Origin of the sequence: Pseudomonas azerbaijanoccidentalis (genome assembly GCF_019145495.1) — a bacterium.
Lineage (GTDB): Bacteria > Pseudomonadota > Gammaproteobacteria > Pseudomonadales > Pseudomonadaceae > Aquipseudomonas > Aquipseudomonas azerbaijanoccidentalis.
This window is the reverse complement of record NZ_JAHSTU010000004.1, coordinates 153,869-179,186: the sequence shown is the minus strand read 5'-3', so window position 1 is coordinate 179,186 and position 25,318 is coordinate 153,869. Positions and strand designations below refer to the sequence as shown.

The window sequence follows — 25,318 nt, the reverse complement described above, 5'->3', positions numbered from 1 at the left end:
CGCTAAATTGAGCCACTAATGACGCCGACGCAATGGCGCCGATCACATCAGACAGCAAAATTTGTTCCTTTCCTGATTGAAATACGGTCCCTGTAGGAGCTGCCGCAGGCTGCGAACTTTTGACTTTGCTTTTCAAGATCAAAAGATCGCAGCCTCGTTCCACTCGGCAGCTCCTACAAGAACGGTGCGATCAGACGTACTGCGCGGCGGCGTAACCTGAGGCCCAGGCCCACTGGAAATTGAAGCCGCCCAGATGCCCGGTCACATCGAGCACTTCGCCAATGAAATACAAGCCGGGGCTTTTCAGCGATTCCATGGTCTTGGAGGACACTTCGTTGGTGTCCACGCCGCCCAGTGTCACTTCCGCAGTCCGGTAGCCTTCGGTGCCGGCCGGCACGACTTTCCAGCTCGCCAGTTTTTCGGCGATGTCGGCAATCTCAGCGTGCGTGTACTGCTTCATCGGCTTGGACACGAACCAGTTGTCCGCGAGCAAGCTGGCCATCTTCTTGGTGAAGATTTCCCCGAGCAGGGTTTTCAGCTCGCTGTTGGGGCGTTCGGCCTGTTGCTGTTGCAGCCAGGTCGGTACGTCGTGGTCCGGCATCAGGTTGATCTCAACTGTGTCACCCGATTCCCAGAACGAAGAAATCTGCAAAATCGCCGGGCCGCTCAGGCCGCGGTGAGTGAACAGGATGTTCTCGCGAAAGCTCTGGTCGTTGCAGCTCACCAGGCAATCCACTGAAGTCCCGGACAGCTCGCTGCACAATTCCTTGAGCTGATCGGTGATGGTGAACGGCACCAGGCCGGCGCGGGTCGGCAGCAATTCGTGGCCAAATTGCCTGGCCACCTGATAGCCAAAGCCGGTCGCGCCCAGGGTCGGGATCGACAGACCGCCAGTGGCGATCACCAGGGATTCGCACGTCACCTGGCCGAGGGTGGTGTCGAGCAAGTAGCCCTTTTCGAGCTTCTCGATGGTCTGGATCGAAGTGTCCAGGTTCAGGCTGACGCCGACCTGATCGCACTCGTTCAGCAGCATCTCCAAGATGTCGCTGGATTTGTTATCGCAGAACAGCTGGCCGAGTTTTTTCTCGTGGTATGGCACGCCATGCTTGGCGACCATGCCGATGAAATCCCATTGGGTGTAGCGTGCCAGCGCTGACTTGCAGAAATGCGCGTTCTGCGAGAGGAAATTGCTCGGTTCGGTGTACATATTGGTGAAATTACAACGGCCACCGCCCGACATCAGGATTTTCTTGCCAGCCTTGTTGGCGTGGTCGAGCAGCAACACCTTGCGCCCACGCTCGGCGGCGGTCAGTGCGCACATCAACCCTGCGGCGCCAGCGCCAATGATCACGACTTCGGTAGAGCGCAAAACGGTGTCCTCAAAATAGAAAACCTGTAGGAGCTGTGTGGCGTTGTTACAGAATACGCACGCGCAGCGATCGGCCTTTGATCTTGCCGTCGTTCAGGCGTTGCAGGGCCTGCTTGGCAACGCCACGATCCACGGCCACGTAAGCCTGGAAGTCAAAGATTGCGATCTTGCCGACCTGGGCGCCCGGGATGCCGGCGTCGCCAGTCAGTGCGCCCAGAATGTCGCCTGGACGAACCTTGTCTTTACGGCCAGCGCCGATGCACAGGGTGCTCATCTGCGGCAGCAGCGGACCGCCGCCCTGGGAAGTGAGGTTGTCCACCTGATCCCAGGTCAACGGCGACTTCTGCAATTGCTCGATGGCTTGTGCGCGCTGGGCTTCGGATGGGGCGACCAGGCTGATCGCCAGGCCTTTCTCACCGGCGCGACCGGTACGGCCGACGCGGTGGATGTGGATTTCCGAATCACGGGCCAGCTCGACGTTGATCACCATGTCCAGGGAGTCGATGTCCAGGCCACGGGCCGCGACGTCGGTGGCAACCAGTACCGAAGTGCTGCGGTTGGCGAACATCGCCAGCACCTGATCGCGGTCACGCTGTTCCAGATCGCCGTGCAGGCCGACGGCGGAGATGCCCTTGGCGGTCAGGTGATCGACGGTTTCCTGAACCTGCTGCTTGGTAAAGCAGAAGGCCACGCAGGACGCCGGACGGAAGTGGCCGAGGACTTTGGTCACGGCGCTCATGCGCTCTTCCGGGGAAATCTCGTAGAAGCGCTGCTCGATTTGCGTGTCGTCGTGGAACGCTTCGGCCTTCACTTGCTGCGGGTTGCGCATGAACTTCGAGGCCAGTTGTTTGATGCCCACCGGGTACGTGGCGGAGAACAGCAAAGTCTGGCGACGCTCCGGGGCCTGCATGATGATTTCTTCGATGGAATCGTAGAAACCCATGTCGAGCATACGGTCGGCTTCGTCGAGGATCAGGGTGTTGAGGCCGTGAAGGACCAGCGAGCCCTTGCGCAGGTGCTGCTGGATCCGCCCCGGCGTGCCGACGATGATGTGTGCGCCGTGCTCCAGCGAAGCGATCTGTGGGCCGAGGGACACGCCGCCGCACAGGGTCAGGACCTTGATGTTGTCTTCGGCACGGGCCAGACGACGGATTTCCTTGGCGACCTGGTCGGCCAGCTCGCGGGTCGGGCACAGGATCAGTGCCTGGCAGCCGAAGTAGCGCGGATTGATCGGGTTCAGCAGGCCGATACCGAAGGCCGCGGTTTTGCCGCTGCCGGTCTTGGCCTGGGCGATCAGGTCCATCCCCTTGAGGATCACCGGCAAGCTTTGCGCCTGGATCGGCGTCATCTGGGCATAACCGAGGGAGTCGAGGTTAGCCAGCATGGCGGCGGACAGCGGCAAAGTATTAAATTCGGTGGCGATGGTGGTCACGGGACTGGCCTGCAAAACAAAATGTCGCGCAGTGTACCAGTCCCGCTGCCTCAACCTGCAAATTCTGGACGAGTTGTAGCCGCTGCCGAGGCACGAGGCTGCGTTGCGTGTCCGCAGGACCGCCATCGGGGCCGCTTCGCCGCCCAACGCAGCCTCGTACCTCGGCAGCGGCTACGGGTCAGTGTTCGATGTCGTGCTCGCGGCTGACCACTCGTCGTCCGTCTTTAGGGGACAGCTGCGAAAAGATCGTGGCGGCCAGCATGGCCATGATCCCGACCGTCACAAAGGTCAGCTGGAACGCGCCCAGCACCGTATCGACACCGTCGTTGCCGAGCTCCGCCGTAAACCCGCCCAGCAGTGCACCGGCGCACGCCACACCCAGGCTCAGGGACAATTGCGCAACTACCGACAGCAGGCTGTTGCCGCTGCTGGCGCTGGCGTCGTCGAGGTCGATCAATGTCACGGTGTTCATCGCGGTGAATTGCAGCGAGTTGATCGCACCGAGAATCGCCAGCAGGCATAGCAGCAGCCAGTAGGGCGTCTGCTCGCTGACCAGACCCATGGCCGCCAGCATGATGCCCAGCGCCAGCGTGTTGCCGGTCAGCACAATGCGATACCCCAGGCGCTCGATCATCGGTCGCGCGACCCATTTGGCGATCATGGCGGCGGCGGCCAGCGGCAGCATGCTCATCCCCGCCTGCGACGGTGAATACCCCAGCGCCACTTGCAGCAGCAACGGCACCAGGAACGGCAGTGCGCCGCTGCCAAGCCGGGCGAACAGGTTGCCGAGAATCCCCACGGCGAAGGTCCGCGTCTTGAACAGCGACGGCGCAAACAGTGGATTGTCGATGTGACCGGCGCGTAGCCAGTACGCTGCCAGACAGGCCATGCCGCCGAACAGCAGCAGCATCACCCGCAGGTGCGGCAGGTGCAGTTCGCCCAGGCCTTCCATGGCGACGGTGATCAGAATCATCGCGGCGCCGAACAGCAAGAAGCCCAGGCTATCGAAGCGTGTGCGCTCGGAACCGCGCAAGTCGGGAATGAATTTCCACACGGCGTAGCAACCGATCAGCCCCACCGGCAGGTTGATCAGGAAGATCCAGTGCCAGGTCAGGTATTGCACCATCCAGCCGCCCATGGTCGGGCCGATCAGCGGGCCGAGCAGGCCGGGAATGGTGATGAAGCCCATGATCCGCACCAGTTCCGAACGCGGGTAGGCACGCAGCACCACCAGTCGCCCGACCGGCAGCATCAACGCACCGCCCAGGCCCTGGATCACTCGGGCGCCAATCAATTGGCTGAGGCTGGTCGACAATGCGCAAAGCAGCGAGCCGAGGCTGAACAGCAGAATCGCGCTGAAGAAGATTTTCTTGGTGCCGAAGCGGTCGGCGATCCAGCCGGAAGCGGGAATCAGCAACGCGACGGTGAGCATGTAGGCGATGATTACGCCCTGCATACGCAGCGGATCTTCTGCCAGATCGCGGGCCATGGCCGGCAGGGCGGTGTTGAGGATCGTCCCGTCGAGGGACTGCATGAAGAACGCAATGGCGACGACCCACGGCACCCAGCGGGCGGTGACAGGATCGAGAGGCGGGCGATTGGGCATGGGACCTCTTATGGGTTGAGATGAAGCATTGCGCAAGACGAAAGACCCTGTAGCAGCTGGCGAAGCCGGCGTTCGGCTGCGAAGCAGCCGTTAACACTGCCAATGCGTTTCCGGTTGAAACCCGGTAGCCGGACAGGCGAGGACTTCGTCCTCGAACGCAGGCTTCGCCAGCGGCTACAGGTTTGTCACAGCGTCAGGGTCAACCGGCTGACAAGTGCCCCCGGCAACAACGCCGAGGCCGTTGCCCGCTGGCTGTAAGTACTCGCCGACAGCAACATTTCGCGCTCCTCGGTCAACGCTTCCAGCTGCGAACCGAGCAGGCTGAAGGCGCTGTCATCAAAACGCATGGTGCTGACGGGCGCCTGTATCTCGCCGTTCTCGACCCAGAACGTCGCAAACCGGGTCATGCCGGTCAGGCGTGCCGCCGGTTGATCCGAGAAGTTCAAGTACCACAGGTTGCTGATGTACAGGCCCGTGCCCAGTTGCTTGAGGATGTCCGAATCAGGCAATGCCCCGGCCTTCATGTTCAGCGCACTGGGCGACTCTCCGCCGCTGGCGCCATTGGCGGTCAAACCGTATTCCGCGGCGCTACGTGAGCCAACCAGTTGCGCCCCGGCCTTGCCGTCGACGATCAACCCCAGGTCGCTGCGCGGATAACCTTCATCGGAAAATGCCGGACTCAACGAGCCGCTGACTTTTTCATCCAGCGAGACCAGCGGGCTGAAGTGTTGATCGCCCGCGTAGAGTTTCTGCAGCGGGCTGCTTTTGCTGGCAATCGACTGTGCCGAGAAACCACCCCAGCACAACATGCCCATGATTTCTTCCAGCGCGGCGGGGGCGAGGTAAGCGCGGTACTGACCCGGCGCCAACGTACGCAGCGGCCGGCCGAGAAACTCAAGCTGCTCGCGCGCTTGCTGGAAGCGCTTGGCAAAGCCTTCACTGTTCCAGTCGTGCCCGGCATAGCTGGCTTTCACTGCCTGACCGTTGTCATGGAACAGGCTGAAATCAAAGTTGAAGCTGTTGGCCTGGTGCCAACCGAATGCTCCGGCGGAACTGGCAAATCCACGGCTGATTGGCCCGGCAGCGTAGAAGCCGACCATGTCCAGTCCTTCAGCCGCACGGGTGATTTCGGCAACCGCTTGCTCGGTATCCGGCAGTGGGTGTTCCTGCACGTTCTTGCTTTGCCAGCCGTTGTAGTTGAGCAGCAGGTACGGGTCCTTGGGTAGCAACGGCAAGGTTTCGCGCAGTTGTTGCAGACCTTCGGCCAGACGCTCGAGGTCGACTTCTGGATCGCCGGCCAAGGTGATTTGCAAGTCGGCGTGGCGGCCATCGTTGATCAGCTTGAGGCCGATGCTCGCTTGCTGCACCTGCCCGGCCTGACGGACCTTGGCGTGGTTGAAACGCACGAAGGCCGATGATTCGGCGGCGTAGCTGAGGGTGAATTGTTCCGGCTCGCGCAGCGCTTGGCGAAAACCTGCGACCAATGCCTTGAACGAATCGGCTTGAGCCCTGGATGTACTCATCAGGCGTCTCCCCCAAACACATCAACGTTACTGAAGACACACGCGGGCGAGGCGTGGCCGACGCGGATCACTTGATTCGGCTCGCCCTTGCCGCAGTTCGGCGTGCCAAGGACCTTGAAGGTGTTGACATCGCCGACGGCGCTGAGGCTTTTCCAGAACTGTGCGGAAATCGCCCGGTAATTCGGGTTCTTCACCACGCCCTTCAGCTCACCGTTTTCGATCAACTGGCCCCATTCGCAACCGAACTGGAACTTGTTGCGCGCATCGTCGATGGACCAGGAACGGTTGGTACTCATCAGAATGCCGTGCTCGATGTTGCCAATCAGTTGTTCCAGCGGTTGATCGCCCGGCTCGATATTCAGGTTGGCCATGCGGTCGATCGGCGGACGATTCCAGCCACAGGCGCGGCTATTGGCGACACCGTCCATGCCTGCGCGAAATTGCGACAGCGCACCGCCCAACGGCCGCAGCAACAGGCCTTCGCGGATCAGGAATTGTTTGCTGGCGGGCGTGCCGTCGTCGTCATGACCGTAACTGGCGAGCTGCTCGGGGATGTCCGGGTCGAACGTCACATTGAGCAGTTTCGAGCCGTATTGCAGGCGGCCGAAGTCTTCGGCTTTGACGAAACTGGTGCCGGCGTAATTGCGCTCATCGCCGAGGATGCGGTCCAGCTCCAGCGGGTGACCAATGGACTCGTGGATCTGCAGCATCATTTGGTCGGGCATCAGCAGCAGGTCGCGCGGACCTTGCGGGGTGTTCGGCGCCGACAGCAATTGCAGTGCCTGATCGGCGATGTTCACTCCTGCTCCGATCAGTCCGCAGCGGCTGATGACATCAAAACCACCCTGTTGGCCGAAGTTTTCCCGACCGAGGGTACGGGTCTGGCTGTCGTTGCCGTCGTAGGCGGTGACATCGAGACCGGGGTAAACGAAGCGCTGGGCCTGACGCAGCTCGGCGCCGGCGCTGTTGAGGTAGATCTGCTCGACGTGGGTAATGCCGATGCTCACCTGCCAATTCACCAGGCGCTCGTCCTTGGGCACGGCGGCGGATTCGGCACTGAGCACGGCGTAGCAAACACTCAGGGACGGAAAGGGCTGATCGAGGTTCGGTGAAAAGTAATCGGCGCGGTCGCTGGAAACAGACTGTTCGCGCAGGTTCAACAAGGCATGAGGCTTGAGTCGGCGGGCCTGGTGTTCGGCACGCTCAAGCGCCGCTTGCAGGCCTTGTTGCGAGAGGTCATTGGTCGCGGCATAGGCTTCGACACCGTTGACCCGAACGGTCAGCATCGCCCCTTCGTCACGGCTCAGGCTCGGCGGTTCAGCGACGTTCTTGCGCACCGACAGGTACTGGCCGGACTCGCGCACATAGCGCAAGGAAAAGAATTCAGCGCCCGTGCGCAACGCAGCAAAGCGCTGCTTGAGCTGGGGGTGGAAATCGAACATTCGGGAACCTCCTTGGTATGGAGTGACGGTGACGCGGTGCCGCGAGGGGGGTGAAACGATTGCGTGGCGCTAGAGTAGGCCTGCGCGGGGGGAGGATCAAGGCTGGATCAGTTTCGGGAAAGACTGACAAGGTGCAGATGGCGCGAGACGACTTGATTGATGATCCCGTTCGCGAACAGCCATTGCAGTCTGCTCGCGAACAATCTTGCCGCTTGGCAAAGGACCGCTGTTAGCCGTTCAAATAAACGAAAGCCGCAACATAGATGAAGAGGCTTGCAAAAAAAGCAGGCAGAATTTTTCTTGTTTTTACGACCGCGAGGAAGGTGCCGACCAGCAGGAGTAATTTCAATGCATCCAGCGTTTCAAATTGCTGTATCAGAGTGAGGGCATCCCTTTTGTTAAATGCCGTGTCGTAAATGATGACCCCCAGCATTGCTTGCGCGCTGTAGCTGATGAACCGATAAAAGGAACCTTGGGTTTGCGTCAGCGCAGTGCTGTTTTTGAAGGCAAAGGGGAGGGCACGAAATGCAAAGGCAGTCATGGCGGAGAATGCAATAAGAAGCCAGATTGTCATGGCGCTACACCGTCTCTTTTCTGTAGTTGTTTTCAATGAGTACGAGTAGTCCGCCGATGATAAACGGCGTGCAGAGCAAGCTGTAATCCTTGAATAGATAGACCAGCAATGGTGCACCGACAAAGCCAAGCCAGTAACTCGATACTTCTGAATAGTGGGGCCAATGCTTGCCGGCCAAGGCGGTAAATTGCAAGGGTAGTAGAAGTGTCATCGCAGCATAGATGACCGGCGAGGTGAACTCCGCACCGGCGATGAAGCCGATGTAGGTGCAAATTATCGATACGCCAAATATTGGAAGGCCAAGACCGATCATGTAAATAAATGGATGATCGGCTTTGCGTTTGAAGCGAGTGAGGCAGCCCGTGAATATGGAAGGTGTAATCAGAATCAAAGAGGCCATGGTTTTGGCGGTGGAAGTATTTCGTATGTAGGGGGCAAGTGTAGCGGACATTAATACGAAGCGAGCGTTGAGCGCCACGATGATAGGGAGCAGAATCCATCCGTCGCTATGGCTTTGTATTATTAAAAACTGTAATGGGGTGGAGAATATCAATAAGGTCGTTGCAATGGATTGAGTTAATGATAACGATTGTGCTGCACTTAAAATGCCTATGGATAAGTATAGAAAAATGAAGGCAACTCCGAAGGTTATTGCATCGCGAGCACCCTCATTAAAAACCTGGGCGGCCGTGGATCGGGTGGAGGTATCTGGAGTGGCCATCAATGCGCGTCCTGTGTACAAGTTGTCTCATCCAGGGGGAAGTAGCGTTTTCTTGGCCCCTTACTTCGAAACAGCAGACGCGGTGTTGTGGTGAGCGTCGAGTGTTGCGCTTGTTCGCGAGCCTCGTTGGCTTTGATGTTCAGCATCGGGCGGGCATGAAGTATTTTGTGGTTGGCTACGATCAGGAACGTGCCGGTTTCGGCTGTTGAAACATGGTGTTTTGCGTCTGGCAGGCCGCAGCGGATTTTGTCCAGCACGTGTTGACCGCCATCCCTTGCGCGCATCCGCTCCCCGTTTTCCGAATCGATGCGGAAATCCAGCGAAAACTGAAAGCCGTAAAGTTCGGAATACTCAACTACGTGACGAACCCTTTCTTTCAAACCGCTGACGTTTTTTCCTGAAATGAACGTTGCTTGCATCGTGAGTAATTGATGCATTTCCTCGTCGTTCAAGTCGCACAGTAGATCGCTTGGAAAGTAATAGGCGGTGGGGGTTTTTGTAGTGTCACGGCAAACGGTCAGCGCCAGGTAGTCAACGTTCAGGCTTTCATATAAATCATCGGAGTGCGGTGTGATATCGCCATGGCCGTTACCCCATTCCCGGTATTTCTCTGCAGAGGGTTTTAAATACAGCGCTTTGTGTTCTTCGTAATCGTATTGTATGTCAGTGAGATGAAACAGGTCAGCCAGGGCTTCGTGCACGGTTAAAGCGAGTTTTGGTGAATCAAAGCTGAATACATTTTTGATACAGACGGCCGCGCACCCGCTTGTCAGCCCCACCTTGTCAAAGTAGAGGGTGTCTTCAGTTCGTAAGTAGCTAAGTAGTAGAGTAACCAATTGTGTTTTCAAGATATGCATTTCTTGAACGCTATTTTTTCTCCACCAGGACTCAATAACGCCGGACAAGTAACCAAAGTCCAGGGTGATGGCTTTTTCTTGGGATATTTTATTTCGGAAATGACTCACTTCATTAGTTACGTCCGTGTCAGGCATTTTGAGTCTCCATTGAAATTATTTTTATTTGGCTGAAGCGCGGCGCGGATAGTAATGGAGGTCTTCAAATTTGTGGGGATGCAAGTGTTACGAGTCTTGTTTAACGGTGTTATTTGATTTTGGTTACTGGTTGTGAAGATTGTTGTTTGATGTGCGGGGATTGTGTTAGCCAAAAAAAACCGCCAACCCAGAAAGGTTGGCGGTTTTTATTGAAGCAAGGGCACTAATTATGAGTGAGCAGTCAGGCCCACTTCACGCATCGGCTTGCCCTTCACCGGCGCTTCACCTGCCACATAGTAAGGGGCGGTGCTGCGTGGCAACGGCTTGCGACCGCGGATCTTGTCGGCGATTTTCTCGGCCATCATGATCGTGGGTGCGTTGAGGTTGCCGGTGGTGATGATCGGCATGATCGAGGCATCGACCACGCGCAGGCCTTGCATGCCGTGCACGCGACCTTCGCCATCGACCACGGCCATGTCGTCGGTGCCCATTTTGCACGAGCAGGACGGGTGGAACGCGGTTTCGGCGTGTTCACGGATGAACTTGTCCAGTTGTTCATCGGTTTGCACATCGATGCCCGGGCTGATTTCGCGACCACGGAAGGCGTCCAGTGCAGGCTGCTGCATGATTTCACGGGTCAGGCGAATGCCGTCGCGGAATTCCTGCCAGTCCTGCTCGGTGGCCATGTAGTTGAACAGGATGCTCGGGTGCTGGCGCGGGTCTTTCGACTTGGCCTGGATGCGACCGCGACTTGGCGAACGCATGGAACCCATGTGCGCCTGGAAGCCGTGCTCTTTCACACCGTTGCTGCCGTTGTAGTTAATCGCAACCGGCAGGAAGTGGTACTGGATGTTCGGCCATTCGAATTCTTCACGGGTGCGGATGAATCCGCCGGCTTCGAACTGGTTGCTGGCGCCGATGCCGGTGCCGTTGAACAGCCACTCGGCACCAATGGCCGGCTGGTTGTACCAGAGCAGCGATGGGTACAGCGAGACCGGTTGGGTGCAGGCGTATTGCAGGTATAGCTCAAGGTGATCCTGCAGGTTTTCACCAACGCCCGGTAGGTCGTGGACCACTGGAATGTCGAGCGTGTTCAGCAGCTCGGCCGGTCCGACGCCGGAGCGTTGCAGGATTTGCGGCGAAGCGATGGCGCCGGAGCACAGCAGCACTTCTTTACGCGCCTTGGCTTCAACGCGTTCTTCAGCGTCGCCAACCAGGTACCGCACGCCGACCGCACGCTTGCCTTCGAACAGGATCTTGTCGGTCAGGGCGTGGGTGACGATGGTCAGGGTCGAACGCTTCTTGGCCACGTCCAGGTAACCACGAGCGGTGGAGGCACGACGACCTTTTGGGGTCACGGTGCGGTCCATCGGGCCGAAGCCCTCCTGCTGGTAGCCGTTCAAGTCTTCGGTGCGCGGGTAACCGGCCTGCACGCCGGCTTCAACCATGGCGTGGAACAGCGGGTTGTTGCCGGCTTTCGGTGTGGTCACGCTGACCGGGCCTTCGCCACCGTGGTAATCGTTCGGGCCGATGTCGCGGGTTTCCGCTTTACGGAAATACGGCAGGCAGTCCAGGTACGACCAGTCTTCCAGGCCTGGCAGTTTTGCCCAGCCGTCATAGTCCATGGCGTTACCACGGATGTAGCACATGCCGTTGATCAGCGAGGAACCACCCAGGCCCTTGCCACGACCGCATTCCATGCGACGGCCGTCCATGTGTGGTTCTGGATCGGTCTCGTAGGCCCAGTTGTAGCGACGGCCTTGCAGCGGGAACGCCAGCGCCGCAGGCATTTGTGTGCGGAAGTCGAAGCGGTAGTCCGGGCCGCCCGCTTCGAGCAGCAGGACGGTGACGCCTTCGTCTTCAGTCAGACGGGTCGCCAGGGTGTTACCGGCCGAGCCGGCACCGATGATGATGTAATCGAATACTTGGGACATTGAATGCACCCTCTTTGAAGTTGGTCAGGTCTTGGCGAGTGCTGCGCACTCGATCGCCAGCAGGCTGGCTCCCACATTGGAATGCGTACTCCTGTGGGAGCCAGCCTGCTGGCGATGACGGCCTCGCAGGCGAAGCAAATGCCGCCTTAGAACACCGAGACGTAATCGCCCAGTTCGACCTGTACCGATTTGATGCGGGTGAAGTTGTTCAGCGAGCTGATGCCGTTCTCACGGCCCACACCCGACTGCTTGTAGCCGCCAACCGGCATCTTCGCGTCGGACTCGCCCCAGGCGTTGATCCAGCAGATACCGGCTTCGAGCTGATGAATCACGCGGTGCGCGCGGTTCAGATCCTTGGTGACGATACCGGCGGCCAGGCCGAAGTCGGTGTCGTTGGCGCGGCGGATCACTTCTTCTTCGGTTTCGTACGACAGGATCGCCATTACCGGACCAAAGATTTCTTCACGCACGATGGTCATGTCGTCGGTGCAGTCGGTGAACACGGTCGGCGCAACGAACGCACCTTTGGCGAATTCGCCGTCAGTCAGACGCTGGCCGCCGCACAGAACGCGTGCGCCTTCTTCCTTGCCCTTGGCGATGTAGCCCAGCACGCTTTCCATGTGCGCGAAGCTGACCAGTGGGCCGAAGTTGGTATTTTCGTCTTCCGGGTTGCCGATGCGGATGCGAGCAACGCGCTCAGCGATCTTGGCTTCGAAAGCGGCTTTCAGGTGGCTCGGTACGAACACGCGAGTGCCGTTGGTGCAGACCTGGCCGGAGCTATAGAAGTTGGCCATCATCGCGGTGTCGGCGGCGCGATCGAGGTCGGCGTCGTCGCAGATGATCAGCGGGGATTTGCCGCCCAGTTCCATGGTCACGTCTTTGAGCGACGAAGCGGAAGCGCTGGCCATGACTTTCTTGCCGGTGTCGGTGCCGCCGGTGAACGAGATCTTCTCGATGCGCGGGTGCTCGGTCAGCCAGGTGCCGACTTCACGGCCGCTGCCGGTCAGAACGTTGAACACACCGTTTGGCAGGCCGGCTTCGGTGTAGATCTCGGCCAGTTTCAGGGTGGTCAGCGAGGTGACTTCGCTTGGCTTGAAGATCATCGCGTTACCGGCCGCCAGGGCAGGCGCGGATTTCCACAGGGCGATCTGGATCGGGTAGTTCCACGCGCCGATACCGGCCACGACGCCCAGCGGCTCGCGACGGGTATAGACGAACGAGGTGGTGCGTAAAGGGATCTGCTCGCCTTCGATCGCCGGCACCAGGCCTGCGTAGTATTCCAGCACGTCGGCGCCGGTAACGATGTCGACGTACTTGGTTTCGGAGAACGCTTTACCGGTGTCCAGAGTTTCCAGGGCGGCCAGTTCGTCGTTGCGCTCGCGCAGGATGTCCACGGCACGACGCAGGATGCGCGAACGCTCCATGGCGGTCATGGCGGCCCAGATTTTCTGGCCTTTTTCGGCGCTGACAACGGCGCGCTCAACGTCATCGAAGGTTGCGCGCTGTACTTTTGCGAGGACTTCACCGTTAGCCGGGTTGATGGCTTCGAAAGTGGCGTCGCTGCTGGCGTCGCTGTACGCACCATCGATGTAGAGTTTTTGCAGTTCGAAACGGGCCATAAAGTCCTCGCAAGAGCATAAGTGGTTGGCGCGGTCCGGTGATTGAGCGTTTGTGTGTGCTCTAACTCACCTGCTTGGCCAGTTGGATATCCATGTATTCGTAAGCGATCTGTTGCGCCTGCCCGGTGTCGAAAGCGTCTCCCGACAGCGCGCCACGCAACCACAAACCGTCAATCAACGCTGCCAGGCCCCGGGCGGCGCTGCGCGCATCATCGAGCGGCAGCACACGGCGGAACTGGCAGCACAGGTTGGAATACAGACGGTGATCGTTGATCCGCTGCAACCTGTGCAAAGACGGCTGGTGCATGCTGGTGGCCCAGAAGGCCAGCCAGGTTTTCATTGCCGGGCCGTTGACCTGGCTGGCGTCGAAGTTGCCTTCGATGATCACCTGCAGATGCGCCCGCGGGCTGTCATCTGTCAGCGCCAACCGGCGCGCGGTGACGTTCTCGCTCAGGACAGTCATCAAGTACCCCATGGTGGCGGCAATCAGGCCATTCTTGTCCTGAAAGTAGTGACTGATGATGCCATTCGAGACACCGGCCAAACGGGCGATCAGCGCAATGCTGGCGTCCCCCATTCCGACCTGATCGACGGCCTGCAAAGTGGCTTCGATCAATTGCTGGCGGCGGATGGGTTGCATACCGACCTTGGGCATCTTGCACATCTCCTTAGGCCTTCCGGCGGACGCAAAACGTCTGTCGGACTGAGGGCCAGTCTATTTTGTTTTGATTGAACGTTCAATCAACAAAGAATAAGATCTGCGACAATTCGTCGCTGCTTACAGATTTTTCCTACGCATAAATGACGATAAACCGACATCTAAAACGGCTCGAAACCTATACGCCACGGCGCTTTTGGGGTTTCGGGCATTTTCGGGGTGTCTTTATAACACCCGCTGGTCGGCTGCCAACTAACCGATTAGTCGGGTAACGCGTTGCCTTGTGATCTTCTCCCGCACTGCCCGGAGCAACTGTGCCATGAGTTCTGCCTCACTAATAAAGACCCCACCCGAGAAGGTGACGGTCAACGGTTGGGTGTTCTACACCTCCACCGCGTTGATTCTGTTGTTGACTGCCATTCTGATCATTGCCCCGCAAGAGGCAGGCCGAATGCTCGGTATGGCGCAAGCCTGGCTGTCGCGCAGCTTTGGCTGGTACTACATGGTGGTGATTGCCGCCTATCTGATTTTCGTGGTCGGCCTGGCATTTTCGTCCTACGGCAAGCTGAAACTGGGGAGCAAGGACGATACGCCGGACTTCAGCTACGGCGCCTGGGCGGGGATGCTGTTCTCGTCGGGTATCGGCATTTCGTTGCTGTACTTCGGCGCGTCCGAGCCGCTGGACCACTACTTCAACCCGCCGGAAGGCGTCTCCGCCAGCAACCTCGCGGCCCGTCAGGCGGTGCAGCTGACGTTCTTGCATTGGGGCCTGCATGGCTGGGCGATTTACGCGCTGGTCGGTTTGGCCGTTGCCTACTTTGCCTACCGTCACAACCAGCCGCTGGCGTTGCGTTCGGCGTTGTATCCGCTGGTGGGCGAGCGTTGGGTCAAGGGTGCGGCCGGGCATGCGGTGGACGGCTTCGGCATGTTCGTGACGCTGTTGGGTCTGGTGACGAACCTGGGGATCGGTTCGCTGCAAGTGTCGTCCGGCCTGGAAAACCTGTTCGGCATGGAGCACAGCAACACCAACCTGCTGATCGTGATCATCGTGATGAGCACCGTGGCGACCATCGCCGCCGTGTCGGGCGTGGAAAACGGTATCCGCCGTCTGTCCAACCTGAACATCGTGCTGTTCAGCGGCCTGCTGATTTTCGTGCTGCTGTTCGGCCCGACCCTGCACCTGCTCAACGGCTTCGTGCAGAACGTCGGTGACTACCTGAACGGTGTGGTGCTGAAGACCTTCGACCTCTATGTGTACGAAGGTGACGCTGAGAAGTCCGACCGCTGGTTGGGCCTGTGGACTTTGTTCTACTGGGCCTGGTGGATTTCCTGGGCGCCATTCGTGGGCATGTTCATCGCGCGTATTTCCCGGGGTCGCACGGTGCGTGAACTGGTGGCTGGCGTGTTGCTGATTCCGCTGGGTTTCACCCTGGCGTGGCTGTCGATCTTCGGTAACTCGGCCCTGGACCTGGTGATGAACCACGGGGCGGTGGAACTCGGGAAGACGGCGCTGGAACAGCCGTCCATGGCGATCTACCAGTTGCTGGAACATTATCCGGCGTCGAAGGTTGTGATCGGCGTGTCGATTTTCGTTGGTTTCGTGCTGTTCCTGACTCCGGCGGATTCCGGGGCGGTGATGATGGCCAACCTTTCGTGCAAGGGCGGTAACGTCGATGAAGATGCGCCGCACTGGTTGCGGATTTTCTGGTCGGCGGTGATCACCCTGGTGACCATCGGCCTGCTGTTCGCCGGTAACTTCGAAGCCATGCAAACCATGGTGGTACTGGCTGGCCTGCCGTTCTCGGTGGTGTTGGTGTTCTTTATGTTCGGCTTGCACAAGGCCATGCGCCAGGACGTGCAGATCGAACAGGAGCAAGCGGAGTTGGCGGCACGTGGTCGTCGTGGTTTCAGCGAGCGCCTGACCCAACTGGACCTGCAACCGAGCCAGTCGGTGGTCCAGCGTTTCATGGACAAGCATGTGAGCCCCGCATTGCAGGACGCGACGGCGCAAATGCGTGCGCAAGGCCTGCAAGTGCAGACGTTGTTGGGCAAGTCCAAGCGTTGCATGGGCGTGCGGGTCGAGATGGAAGAGGGCAACCCGTTTGTCTATGAAGTCAGCCTGGATGGCTATCTGGCGACGCCGACTGAATCGGCTCAATCCGATGAGGCGCGTCAGCGTTACTACCGCGCCGAGGTGTACCTGCACAACGGCAGCCAGGACTACGACCTGATGGGCTTCACTCAGGATCAGATCACCCGTGACGTGCTCGATCAGTTTGAAAGCCATCGGCAGCTCCTTGGCCGGGTTTACAGCTGAGTTGTGAGTGGCGCGGTGTTTCTATCTGGAGCACCGCGTTGTTCCTTTGAAAAGATCGCAGCCTTCGGCAGCTCCTACATTGATCGCATTTCCCTGTAGGAGCTGCCGAAGGCTGCGATCTTTTGATCTTCAAACAAAAACGCCGCGATCCTCTCGCGGCGTTTTTGTGTCTGTTGCCTTTACCCCAGGTTCTTGCCGAGCAGCGCGTGATACAGCTCGCTGTCGCCGAGAATCCCCACCACATGGTTATTGTCGTGTAGCACCAGTTTGTTGCCGGTCTGATAACGAATCTGCAACGCGTCGCGCATGCCGATGCTCGAGTCCACCAGCGTAGGGCGACGGCCCAGGCCTTCAACGGCCTGACCCGGTGCCCAGTTCTGCAAGTCCAGCGCCGAACCGTTCTGACGAGCGCCCTTGATGGTGTTGCCTTCAGCCAGGTCCAGCCACGAATCGCCGCCCGGATCGAGGCACACCGAACCGTTGATACGTTTGCAGTTGTCCAGGGTGCGCATCAGGCTGCGACCGCAGAGCACGTTCAGTGGGTTGGTGTGGGCCACGAAAGTGCGCACGTAATCGTCGGCAGGGTTGAGGACGATTTCTTCGGGCTTGCTGTACTGGATGATCCGGCCGTCTTTCATGATTGCAATGCGGCTGCCGAGCTTCAGGGCTTCGTCGAGGTCGTGGCTCACGAACACGATGGTTTTGCTCAGCTTGCGTTGCAGCTCCAACAGTTCGTCCTGCAGACCCTGGCGGATCAGTGGGTCGAGTGCCGAGAACGGTTCGTCCATCAGCAGAATGTCGGCGTCCATCGCCAACGCACGGGCCAGACCCACACGCTGCTGCATGCCGCCGGACAGTTCATCGGGCTTCTTGTTGCGCCATTGGGTCAGGCCCACCAGCTCGAGTTTTTCGTCGACCAGTTTTTTGCGTTCTTTCTCCGGGCGGCCCTGCATTTCCAGACCGAAGCTGATGTTCTCGCGCACGGTCAGCCAAGGCATCAGGGCGAACTTCTGGAACACCATGGCGATGCGCTTGGTGCGCATCATTTTCAGTTCGGCCGGAGTACAGGAAGCAATGTTGATCTGCTTGCCTTCATGCTCGACGAACAGCTTGCCGCGGCTGACGGTGTTGAGGCCGTTGATGCAGCGCAGCAGGCTGGATTTGCCGGAGCCGGACAGGCCCATCAGCACGCAGATTTCACCTTTCTCGACATCCAGGCTGGCCTTTTCCACACCGACGATCTGCCCGGTTTTTTTCAGGATCTCGCTGCGGGTCATGCCCTGGTCAAGCAGTTTCAAGGCTTCGCGCGGGTCTTTGGTGAAGATCACGTCGACGTCTTCAAAGCGAATTATGCTCATGCGTCACCCCCTACTTTGGCGTCGGGTTGTTTGCAGATACGGTCGAGCATGATCGCCAGCAGTACGATCGCCAGGCCCGCTTCGAAGCCCAGGGCGATATCAGCAGTGTTCAGTGCGTTGACCACGGGTTTGCCCAGGCCATCGGCGCCCACCAGTGCCGCGATCACCACCATCGACAACGACAGCATGATGCACTGGGTAATGCCGGCTGCGATGCTTGGCATGGCGTGGGGCAGTTCGATCCGTGAAAGCAGTTGGCGACGCGAGCAGCCGAAGGCCTTGCCGGCGTCCATCAGTTCTTGCGGGACATCGCGGATGCCCAGGTAGGTGAGACGGATGGGCGCGGCAATCGCGAACACCACCGTCGAGATCAGGCCCGGGACCACGCCCAGACCGAAGAGGGTCAGGGTAGGAATGAGGTAAACGAAGGTCGGTACCGTCTGCATCAGATCGAGTACAGGACGCATCATGGTGTAGAACATCGGTTTATGCGCGGCGACGATGCCCAACGGCACGCCGATGACCACGCAGACCAGGGTGGCGAACAACACCTGGGCGAGGGTTTCCATGGTTTCCTGCCAGTACCCCAGGTTGAGGATCAGCAGAAAGGACGCAATGACGAAGGCGGTCAGGCCCCATTTGCGCTGGATGAAGTGTGCCAGTAGTGCGATCAGGCCGATCAAGACCAACGGGTTGAACCAGGTCAGCGCAAACGTCACGCCGTGGATCATCGTTTCCAGTGACACGGCAATTGCGTCGAAGGTGTTGGCGCCGTGTTGCGTCAACCATTCAACGAAGCCTGCGATGTACTGGCCTAAAGGTATTTTCTGATCAATCAGCATGGTAGTGAACGTCCGCATGCAAGGAAATAAACAGCCCGGACGGCGTGAGCCGTCCGGCATAAGCGATTACTGCAGTTTGGCTTTCACGGCCTCCAGGCCAGGTTTACCGTCAATGGTGGTCACGCCAGCGAGCCAGGTATCGAGCACCTGTGGATTCTTTTTCAGCCAGGCCTTGGCGGCCGCGTCAGGCTTCATCTTGTCGTCCAGGATGTTGCCCATCAGTTCGCTTTCCATGTCGACGGTGAACTCCAGGTTCTTCAGCAACTGACCCACGTTGCTGCACTCCTGGGCGTAACCCTTGCGGGTGTTGGTCGCCACGGTGGCGGCACCGAAATCCGGGCCGAAGAAGTCATCGCCGCCGGTCAGGTATTGAATCTTGAAGCGCTTGTTCATCGGATGCGGCGCCCAGCCGAGGAACACCACGGCGGTGTCGCGTTTTTGCGCACGATCAACTTGCGAGAGCATGCCCGCTTCGGAGGATTCGACGACTTTGAAACCGGCGGTTTTCAGGCCGAAGGCGTCCTTGTCGATCATGCTCTGGATCAGACGGTTGCCGTCGTTACCCGGCTCGATGCCGTAGATCTTGCCGTCGAGCTCTTTCTTGAATTTGGCGATGTCGGCGAAGTCATGCAGCCCCTTGTCGTACAGCGCCTGAGGAACGGCGAGGGTGTACTTGGCGCCTTTGAGGTTGGTGCGAACGGTCTCGACGGTGCCGGCATCGCGGTAAGCCTTGATGTCGTTTTCCATGGTCGGCATCCAGTTGCCCAGGAACACGTCCATGTTCTTGCCGTCGGCCAGGGACTTGTAGGTCACGGGCACGGAAATCATGGTGGTCTTGGTCTTGTAGCCGAGGGCGTTGAGTACGACGCTGGTGGTCGCGGTCGTCGCGGTGATGTCGGTCCAGCCGACATCGGAGAAGTTTACGGTGCTGCATTGGGCCGGTTCGGCGGCTTGCGCCAGAACCGGCAGACTAAGCATGGCGGCCAACAACAACGACGGGGAACCTTTCATGGATGGACTCCTTGGTGTTTTTTTTGGCAGTGTTCCGACTGGACCACCGCACTTATAGGTTGCGGTTGGATGGCGTTTTGGAGACATCTCTACCACGGCGCCTTGCAATCGAGTCGATACGATCATGTACCAGTGAAAATCTGACGCCTACAGGGTGCGTCGTAACCAGTACAGGGATGGTCGCATCCAGTGTCAGTGACGTCGTTTACAGCTTTTTTCAGGCTCTTTTGTCCGTCTGAGTCGCAAAAAAACGGCGAAAACGCGACGTAAAAGACACGCGGCGTTAGTGGACATGAGTGCGTCGGTGTGAGACGTCGAAGCGCACGTTAAAAGCCTGATGATGCGGCCATCCTGACGGATTGCAGCTTGAGCGTAGCAGCTCCGTCACCGGGCGCTTTTGCGCCTGGAGTTGGCACATTCAGGAGTCCGGCAGTAATGGCTATCAGTGTTTTCGACCTGTTCAAAATCGGCATCGGCCCTTCCAGTTCGCACACCGTTGGACCAATGCGCGCAGCGGCGTTGTTCGTGCAGGGTTTGCGCGAGCGGGGGCTGCTTGAGCAAGTGCGGCGCGTTGAAGTACAGCTTTATGGTTCGTTGTCCGCGACCGGCATTGGTCACGGCAGCGACAACGCAGTGATCATGGGCCTGATGGGCGAGTGGCCGGATGCGATCGATCCGTCGCAAATAGGCATCCGCATCGCCACCCTGCATGAAACCCATACGCTGTTGCTCGATGGTCGCCTGTCGGTGCCGTTCATCTGGGCGCGGGACATGCGCCTGATCGACGAAAACCTGCCATTCCATCCCAACGCCATGACCCTGATTGTCGAAGGCGATGACGGCGAGCTGCATCGTGACACCTACTATTCGGTCGGCGGTGGGTTTGTCGTTGATGAGGCGCAGGCCTCCAGTGGTGTCGTCGACCTGGACCGCACGGAACTGCCGTACGATTTTTCCAGCGCCGCCGAACTGCTGGAACTGTGCAAGAAGCACAACCTGCGGGTGGCCGAGTTGATGTTGGCCAACGAGAAGGTCTGGCGCAGCGAAGAGGAAATCCGCAGCGGCCTGATGACCCTCTGGCGCGCCATGCAGGATTGCGTCGAGCAGGGCCTCAAGCACGAGGGGATTCTGCCCGGTGGCCTGAATGTGCGCCGACGTGCGGCCAAACTGCATCGCAGCTTGCAGGAACTGAACAAGCCCAACGTGATCGGCTCGACCCTGAGCGCCATGGAATGGGTCAACCTGTTCGCCCTGGCGGTCAACGAAGAAAACGCAGCGGGTGGGCGCATGGTCACGGCGCCGACCAATGGCGCGGCGGGGATCATTCCGGCGGTATTGCACTACTTCATGAAATTCAGCGAAGACGTGACCGACGCCAATGTCGTCGACTACTTCCTCGGTGCGGCGGCGGTGGGGATCCTGTGCAAGAAAAACGCTTCGATCTCCGGTGCCGAAGTCGGTTGCCAGGGCGAAGTCGGTTCGGCCTGCGCCATGGCGGCGGCGGGGCTGGCGGAAATCCTCGGTGCTTCGCCTGAGCAGTTGTGCAACGCGGCGGAAATCGGTCTGGAACACAACCTCGGCCTGACCTGCGACCCGGTCGGCGGCCTGGTGCAGGTGCCGTGTATCGAGCGCAACGCGATTGCGGCAGTGAAAGCGATCAACGCGGCGCAGATGGCTTTGCGCGGTGATGGGCAGCACTTTATCTCGCTGGATCGGGTGATCCGCACGATGCGTGATACCGGTGCCGATATGCATGACAAATATAAGGAGACATCGCGGGGTGGGTTGGCGGTTAGCGCGGTTGAGTGCTGAAACCGCGTTGCCCTTATCGCCAGCAGGCTGGCTCCCACAGTGGATTTGTATCGACCACAAAACCTGTGGGAGCCAGCCTGCTGGCGATAGGGCCAGACCAGTCAAAACTGCGCGCTAAGTGAACATCCGATTTAAATCGCGCCACCTTTTGGCGCGTCGCTTACAGATAAGTACCTGACTTCAAAATCAGGACCGTCCCGTCCCTGACCACTCGTCACCCGTGCTTGCGGTGACACTCTTTGCGGCTGCTCGCAGCCCTGTTCCCACAAGTGCTACCGATTTGCTCACACGCAACGGGGCAGAGCACTTGCCTTGCCTGATGGCACTCTTAACCCTTACTCGCCGCGTGTCATATACAGACACATTCCGACGTCGTTTTTAGGAGTTATTGAACGCGCATTCAAATTTAGGCACGGCATTTGCTCTGTCATTACAAAGCCCGTCTCCCACGCGAGAACGATGGCAATAACAAGAGCCTCCGCCTGAGGCCATCACCCGCTTTGTGTGAGGAGATACCGCGATGACGACGTTCAACTCCGGGGCTCAACCCCAGAACCGTGCGCCTCAATCCATCGGCTTTCTGCTGCTGGACAATTTCACGCTGATTTCTCTGGCGTCCGCTGTTGAGCCGCTGCGGATGGCCAACCAGTTGTCCGGTCGCGAGCTGTATCGCTGGACTACCCTCACCGTCGACGGTGGCCAGGTCTGGGCCAGTGACGGTCTGCAAATCACCCCTGACGCCTCCATGCACAAAGCGCCGCCTCTGGACACCGTGATTGTCTGCGGCGGCATCGGAATTCAACGCACGGTTACCCGCGAACACGTGTCATGGCTGCAAAGCCAGGCGCGGCAGTCCCGTCGTCTCGGCGCTGTCTGCACCGGCAGTTGGGCTTTGGCTTGCGCCGGGCTGCTGGACGGGTTTGATTGCAGCGTGCACTGGGAATGTCTGGCAGCGATGCAGGAAGCTTTCCCGCGTGTAGCCATGAGCACTCGCTTGTTCACCCTCGACCGTAACCGTTTCACCAGCTCCGGTGGCACCGCGCCGCTGGACATGATGCTGCACCTGATCAGCCGCGATCACGGCCGTGAACTGTCTGCCGCAATCTCGGAAATGTTCGTCTACGAGCGTATCCGCAACGAACAGGATCACCAGCGCGTGCCGCTCAAGCACATGCTGGGCACCAACCAGCCTAAGTTGCAGGAAATCGTTGCGCTGATGGAAGCCAACCTAGAAGAGCCGATCGACCTCGACGAACTGGCGGTGTATGTCGCCGTGTCCCGTCGCCAGCTCGAGCGTCTGTTCCAGAAGTACCTGCACTGCTCACCGTCGCGTTACTACCTCAAGCTGCGCCTGATTCGTGCGCGGCAGTTGCTCAAGCAAACGCCGATGTCGATCATCGAAGTGGCATCGGTGTGTGGCTTCGTGTCCACGCCGCACTTCTCCAAGTGCTACCGCGAATACTTCGGCATTCCACCGCGTGACGAACGCGTAGGGTCCAACACCACCCAGCAAGTGGCGATGATGCCGCTGCCGCAAGCCTTGGTGCTGTCGCCGTTGTCCGGGCCGTTGTCGGCGTTGAGCCAGGCGCGTAATGAGTCGACGTTTGCCAGTGTAAGGCTCTAAAGCCGAGTTGCATTCATCGCGGGCAAGCCCGCTCCCACAGGGAACTTCGTTGGATCACAAATCTGCAATCCAACCTGAAAACCTGTGGGAGCGGGCTTGCCCGCGATTGGATTTAACGGCCGGTATGGCTTTGCTGATACTCCGCCAATGCCGGCAGCAGCTGCTTGTCGATTGCCTGGCGCACCGCCGGCAAGATCGTTGCGCTGCTGGTGTACATCTGCTTGACCATGGTCCTCAGGGTGATCGCCCGCACGTCGTTCAAACCCCGCACCGCACACTCACAAGCCTGTTCGGCAGTCGCGCCGTTGGGCACTTCAAAACCCAATGACTTCAGTTGGCCCAACAGGTCTTCCTGGTCTATCAAATCGGCGTGCATCATGACGCAATCCTTCTTCAGGGAACGGTGTCGTGGTTCGATTCTGGTGGGGGTGCCTGGTGTCGGCAAGGGCGATTTGTCGCAATGGCAGCATTGGCTATGAATAGGTCGTTTTCGGGCAACTTACCGGCCAAAGGAGGGGGCACACTGGCTTCAGCTCGCTTCACGAAGGTTTGGTCACCCTCGCACGGCAGCTCCTCAACAGTACCCTCTGCCTCGATCCTGTCACGGCTTGATCGGGGCTTTTTTTGGCGGGTTGAAAAGCAAAAGATCGCAGCCTTCGGCAGCTCCTACAGGGGGCGCGTATTACCACGCGTTTGTAGGAGCTGCCGAAGGCTGCGATCTTTTAGCGGTCTAGCGTTGCAACACCAGAATGCGCGACAACAACTCATCCCGGTCGACATAACATCCCTGGAAATGCCGCGCCCCCGTGGCGGGATCAAACGCGTTGCGGGCGTGCAAGGTGCGACGGTTGTCGAAGCACCACAGCTCGCCTGGGTTGAGCCGTTGCATCAGCCTGAACCGAGGCTCGCGGGTCATCGCAATGAAGCGGCGATAGGCGTTATAGAGCTTGGGCATTTGATCCACCGACGCATCGAACGGCCCGCGCAGAAAATTCGCCATGCGGATTTCCGACACCTGCCCCAAGGCGTTCAGAGCGATGATCGGTGCCAGGCAGCGGTAGTCGCTGTGGCGGTCCTTGTTGCGAAACTCCACCGGGATCTCGCAAAGGCTTTTGAAGGCCTGCGGATCCTCCTGACGCAACGCATCGGCAATCGCAAAACCATCGACGAAAATGCTCTCGCCGCCCTCGGCATCGTTGACCAGGCAATGCAGAAATTGCAGCCCCGGTTGCAACTCGCGGGTTGGCAGATCGCTGTGCAACGGCAAGTTGAATGCGGTGTAGGCGTTGCTGTCGGCGTCGGCCTTGGATTGCACGTTGAACAGCACGCCGAAGTTGCTCTCGCGGATGAAAGAAATCCGCTGGGCGATCAGTTTCAGCGAGCCGGGTTCAGTGGGCACGCCACGGACCTGGGTCAGGCCGGTATCACGCACCGCCAACAGCCATTGCAGCAAGGCGTCGTTGTCGGTCATCAGCGCTTTATATTCGAACACCGGCAGCTGCAAATCGCTGTGCCAGAGCCTGGCTTGGGGTTTGCCTGCCAGGCGCTCGGCGCGAGACTCGTCGTCATAGGCATGCGCCCTCAGCCAACCGGGATCGAAGCGACTAAGATGGCCGTCCTGCCACTGGACACTCAGGCAACCTTGCGTGTCGACGCTGGTTTCGGCCGCTGTCAGGTCTTGCGGCACGTCGACGATTTCCAGTACCTGCTCGCGAGTCACCGTGTAGACGCATTGCGGGCACGGGCAGTTGTCCCGCAGCCATTGATGATGGAAAGGGCTGACACGCTGGTCGGCCCACTTCACCAGAACACGATCCGCCAAGGCCTGCACGCCTGTCAGCGCGCTGATCAACGGATAAGTACGGAAGTCGGCAAAAGCGGCGGCGGTGTTCATGGCGATCTCCTTGTTATTTTTTTGGCGGTAATGCGATCACCCGGCCGATGTAGGCGGGGGTTGGCAGGTCGGCCTGCTCGGCCATGATGGCTTGCAGTTTTCCCAGGGTCTGTTCGCTGAACGGTGTGGAGCGAGGACCGGCCAGGTCCACGTGCAGCAGCATTTGTTCGTTGCCGGCCAGCTCCTTGTCGTCACCGGCCAGATGCAGGCTGTGATAGAGATGCAGGCGCTTGCTGTCGTGGGCGATGATTTGTGTGTGCACCTCGACGTCGGCGTCGAGTTTCACTTCGTGCAGGTAATTGAGGTGCAGCTCCAGGGTGAACAGCGAATTGCCGCTGGCTTCGCGATTATTGCTGTCCATGCCGAGGCTATCCATCAGGGCATCGGTGGCGTAGCTGAAAATCAGCAGGTAGAAGGCGTCACGCAGGTGGCCGTTGTAGTCGACCCAGTCGGGGATGATTCTGGTTTGGTAGGTGGTGAGGGTGGGCATGGTGGCTGATCCAGAACAGATTGTGATTGGAATGCCGTCATCGCCAGCAGGCTGGCTCCCACATTGGAATGCGTTCTCCTGTGGGAGCCACCCTGCTGGC

The 25,318-nt window shown here is 59.1% G+C and carries 20 protein-coding genes and 1 pseudogene; 4 read left to right on the top strand and 17 right to left on the bottom strand.

All coding sequences use genetic code 11. The features are described from left to right. Positions 1-190 precede the first annotated feature (190 nt). The 11 genes from KVG88_RS14975 to betI all read right to left on the bottom strand — a co-directional run bounded on the left by KVG88_RS14975 (position 191) and on the right by betI (position 13,867). Complete coding sequence (locus KVG88_RS14975) at positions 191-1,369, bottom strand: BaiN/RdsA family NAD(P)/FAD-dependent oxidoreductase (RefSeq protein ID WP_217871919.1); 1,179 nt, start codon at positions 1,367-1,369, stop codon at positions 191-193. A 46-nt stretch (positions 1,370-1,415) separates the two neighbouring features. Continuing rightward, positions 1,416-2,753 (bottom strand): ATP-dependent RNA helicase DbpA, encoded by a 1,338-nt coding sequence (dbpA, locus tag KVG88_RS14970; RefSeq protein ID WP_248692268.1) that lies wholly within the window; start codon positions 2,751-2,753, stop codon positions 1,416-1,418. A 226-nt stretch (positions 2,754-2,979) separates the two neighbouring features. Then, entirely contained in the window at positions 2,980-4,407 is a 1,428-nt protein-coding gene (gene mdtD, locus KVG88_RS14965; protein WP_217871918.1) for a multidrug transporter subunit MdtD, read from the bottom strand. Between the two features lie 185 nt (positions 4,408-4,592). After that, positions 4,593-5,930 carry a TldD/PmbA family protein gene (locus tag KVG88_RS14960; protein ID WP_217871917.1) on the bottom strand — a complete coding sequence of 446 codons (1,338 nt, stop codon included), beginning with the start codon at positions 5,928-5,930 and terminating at the stop codon, positions 4,593-4,595. Further along, a complete protein-coding gene (locus tag KVG88_RS14955; RefSeq protein WP_217871916.1) occupies positions 5,930-7,372 on the bottom strand; it encodes a TldD/PmbA family protein in 1,443 nt (480 codons plus the stop codon). The genes KVG88_RS14960 and KVG88_RS14955 overlap by 1 nt, the downstream gene beginning before the upstream one ends. Before the next feature lie 229 nt (positions 7,373-7,601). Then, positions 7,602-7,946 (bottom strand): AzlD domain-containing protein, encoded by a 345-nt coding sequence (locus KVG88_RS14950; protein ID WP_150701690.1) that lies wholly within the window; start codon positions 7,944-7,946, stop codon positions 7,602-7,604. A 4-nt stretch (positions 7,947-7,950) separates the two neighbouring features. Then, positions 7,951-8,667 carry an AzlC family ABC transporter permease gene (locus tag KVG88_RS14945; RefSeq protein ID WP_217871915.1) on the bottom strand — a complete coding sequence of 239 codons (717 nt, stop codon included), beginning with the start codon at positions 8,665-8,667 and terminating at the stop codon, positions 7,951-7,953. Further along, complete coding sequence (locus tag KVG88_RS14940; RefSeq protein WP_217871914.1) at positions 8,667-9,659, bottom strand: hypothetical protein; 993 nt, start codon at positions 9,657-9,659, stop codon at positions 8,667-8,669. The genes KVG88_RS14945 and KVG88_RS14940 overlap by 1 nt, the downstream gene beginning before the upstream one ends. Positions 9,660-9,886: 227 nt before the next feature. After that, the gene (gene betA, locus KVG88_RS14935) at positions 9,887-11,593 is read right to left on the bottom strand and encodes a choline dehydrogenase (RefSeq protein WP_217871913.1); all 1,707 of its coding nucleotides are present in this window, start codon (positions 11,591-11,593) and stop codon (positions 9,887-9,889) included. A 146-nt stretch (positions 11,594-11,739) separates the two neighbouring features. Continuing rightward, positions 11,740-13,212, bottom strand: a complete 1,473-nt coding sequence (gene betB / locus KVG88_RS14930; protein ID WP_217871912.1) for a betaine-aldehyde dehydrogenase — start codon at positions 13,210-13,212, stop codon at positions 11,740-11,742. A gap of 61 nt (positions 13,213-13,273) precedes the next feature. Beyond that, entirely contained in the window at positions 13,274-13,867 is a 594-nt protein-coding gene (gene betI / locus KVG88_RS14925; RefSeq protein WP_150701685.1) for a transcriptional regulator BetI, read from the bottom strand. Between the two features lie 379 nt (positions 13,868-14,246). On the opposite strand from betI, the pseudogene KVG88_RS14920 reads away from it, so the two are divergent. Both KVG88_RS14920 and KVG88_RS14915 read left to right on the top strand, forming a co-directional pair. Then, positions 14,247-15,811: pseudogene (locus tag KVG88_RS14920) on the top strand (BCCT family transporter); the annotation flags it as partial. A gap of 70 nt (positions 15,812-15,881) precedes the next feature. Continuing rightward, positions 15,882-16,187 (top strand): hypothetical protein, encoded by a 306-nt coding sequence (locus tag KVG88_RS14915; protein ID WP_191630458.1) that lies wholly within the window; start codon positions 15,882-15,884, stop codon positions 16,185-16,187. A gap of 179 nt (positions 16,188-16,366) precedes the next feature. Here the strand turns inward: KVG88_RS14915 and choV are convergent, their stop codons facing one another. The 3 genes from choV to KVG88_RS14900 all read right to left on the bottom strand — a co-directional run bounded on the left by choV (position 16,367) and on the right by KVG88_RS14900 (position 19,398). Next, positions 16,367-17,545 carry a choline ABC transporter ATP-binding protein gene (gene choV / locus KVG88_RS14910; protein WP_150701682.1) on the bottom strand — a complete coding sequence of 393 codons (1,179 nt, stop codon included), beginning with the start codon at positions 17,543-17,545 and terminating at the stop codon, positions 16,367-16,369. Next, positions 17,542-18,387, bottom strand: a complete 846-nt coding sequence (gene choW / locus KVG88_RS14905; RefSeq protein WP_150701681.1) for a choline ABC transporter permease subunit — start codon at positions 18,385-18,387, stop codon at positions 17,542-17,544. Before choW ends, choV begins: the two co-directional genes overlap by 4 nt. A gap of 66 nt (positions 18,388-18,453) precedes the next feature. After that, positions 18,454-19,398: a choline ABC transporter substrate-binding protein gene (locus KVG88_RS14900; protein WP_150701680.1), complete on the bottom strand. Its 945-nt coding sequence runs from the start codon at positions 19,396-19,398 to the stop codon at positions 18,454-18,456. 435 nt (positions 19,399-19,833) lie between these two features. Between KVG88_RS14900 and KVG88_RS14895 the strand changes: the two genes are divergently transcribed. Continuing rightward, entirely contained in the window at positions 19,834-21,210 is a 1,377-nt protein-coding gene (locus KVG88_RS14895) for an L-serine ammonia-lyase (protein WP_150701679.1), read from the top strand. 520 nt (positions 21,211-21,730) lie between these two features. Further along, positions 21,731-22,834, top strand: coding sequence for a choline metabolism transcriptional regulator GbdR (gene gbdR, locus KVG88_RS14890; RefSeq protein WP_095052585.1), 1,104 nt, complete (start codon positions 21,731-21,733; stop codon positions 22,832-22,834). A 112-nt stretch (positions 22,835-22,946) separates the two neighbouring features. On the opposite strand, the gene KVG88_RS14885 is transcribed toward gbdR, so the two are convergent. The 3 genes from KVG88_RS14885 to KVG88_RS14875 all read right to left on the bottom strand — a co-directional run bounded on the left by KVG88_RS14885 (position 22,947) and on the right by KVG88_RS14875 (position 25,218). Continuing rightward, positions 22,947-23,213, bottom strand: a complete 267-nt coding sequence (locus tag KVG88_RS14885) for a hypothetical protein (RefSeq protein WP_150701678.1) — start codon at positions 23,211-23,213, stop codon at positions 22,947-22,949. Between the two features lie 351 nt (positions 23,214-23,564). Further along, a complete protein-coding gene (locus KVG88_RS14880) occupies positions 23,565-24,728 on the bottom strand; it encodes a gamma-butyrobetaine dioxygenase (RefSeq protein WP_217871911.1) in 1,164 nt (387 codons plus the stop codon). A 13-nt stretch (positions 24,729-24,741) separates the two neighbouring features. Then, positions 24,742-25,218, bottom strand: coding sequence for a thioesterase family protein (locus tag KVG88_RS14875; RefSeq protein WP_217871910.1), 477 nt, complete (start codon positions 25,216-25,218; stop codon positions 24,742-24,744). Positions 25,219-25,318 lie beyond the last annotated feature (100 nt).

Coding starts and splice junctions, on each gene's coding strand:
- dbpA (WP_248692268.1), bottom strand. CDS start 2,753: ATGCTGGCTAACCTCGACTCCCTCGGTTATGCCCAGATGACGCCGATC.
- mdtD (WP_217871918.1), bottom strand. CDS start 4,407: ATGCCCAATCGCCCGCCTCTCGATCCTGTCACCGCCCGCTGGGTGCCG.
- KVG88_RS14960 (WP_217871917.1), bottom strand. CDS start 5,930: ATGAGTACATCCAGGGCTCAAGCCGATTCGTTCAAGGCATTGGTCGCA.
- KVG88_RS14955 (WP_217871916.1), bottom strand. CDS start 7,372: ATGTTCGATTTCCACCCCCAGCTCAAGCAGCGCTTTGCTGCGTTGCGC.
- KVG88_RS14950 (WP_150701690.1), bottom strand. CDS start 7,946: ATGACAATCTGGCTTCTTATTGCATTCTCCGCCATGACTGCCTTTGCA.
- KVG88_RS14945 (WP_217871915.1), bottom strand. CDS start 8,667: ATGGCCACTCCAGATACCTCCACCCGATCCACGGCCGCCCAGGTTTTT.
- KVG88_RS14940 (WP_217871914.1), bottom strand. CDS start 9,659: ATGCCTGACACGGACGTAACTAATGAAGTGAGTCATTTCCGAAATAAA.
- betA (WP_217871913.1), bottom strand. CDS start 11,593: ATGTCCCAAGTATTCGATTACATCATCATCGGTGCCGGCTCGGCCGGT.
- betB (WP_217871912.1), bottom strand. CDS start 13,212: ATGGCCCGTTTCGAACTGCAAAAACTCTACATCGATGGTGCGTACAGC.
- betI (WP_150701685.1), bottom strand. CDS start 13,867: ATGCCCAAGGTCGGTATGCAACCCATCCGCCGCCAGCAATTGATCGAA.
- KVG88_RS14915 (WP_191630458.1), top strand. CDS start 15,882: ATGCGTGCGCAAGGCCTGCAAGTGCAGACGTTGTTGGGCAAGTCCAAG.
- choV (WP_150701682.1), bottom strand. CDS start 17,545: ATGAGCATAATTCGCTTTGAAGACGTCGACGTGATCTTCACCAAAGAC.
- choW (WP_150701681.1), bottom strand. CDS start 18,387: ATGCTGATTGATCAGAAAATACCTTTAGGCCAGTACATCGCAGGCTTC.
- KVG88_RS14900 (WP_150701680.1), bottom strand. CDS start 19,398: ATGAAAGGTTCCCCGTCGTTGTTGTTGGCCGCCATGCTTAGTCTGCCG.
- KVG88_RS14895 (WP_150701679.1), top strand. CDS start 19,834: ATGGCTATCAGTGTTTTCGACCTGTTCAAAATCGGCATCGGCCCTTCC.
- gbdR (WP_095052585.1), top strand. CDS start 21,731: ATGACGACGTTCAACTCCGGGGCTCAACCCCAGAACCGTGCGCCTCAA.
- KVG88_RS14885 (WP_150701678.1), bottom strand. CDS start 23,213: ATGATGCACGCCGATTTGATAGACCAGGAAGACCTGTTGGGCCAACTG.
- KVG88_RS14880 (WP_217871911.1), bottom strand. CDS start 24,728: ATGAACACCGCCGCCGCTTTTGCCGACTTCCGTACTTATCCGTTGATC.
- KVG88_RS14875 (WP_217871910.1), bottom strand. CDS start 25,218: ATGCCCACCCTCACCACCTACCAAACCAGAATCATCCCCGACTGGGTC.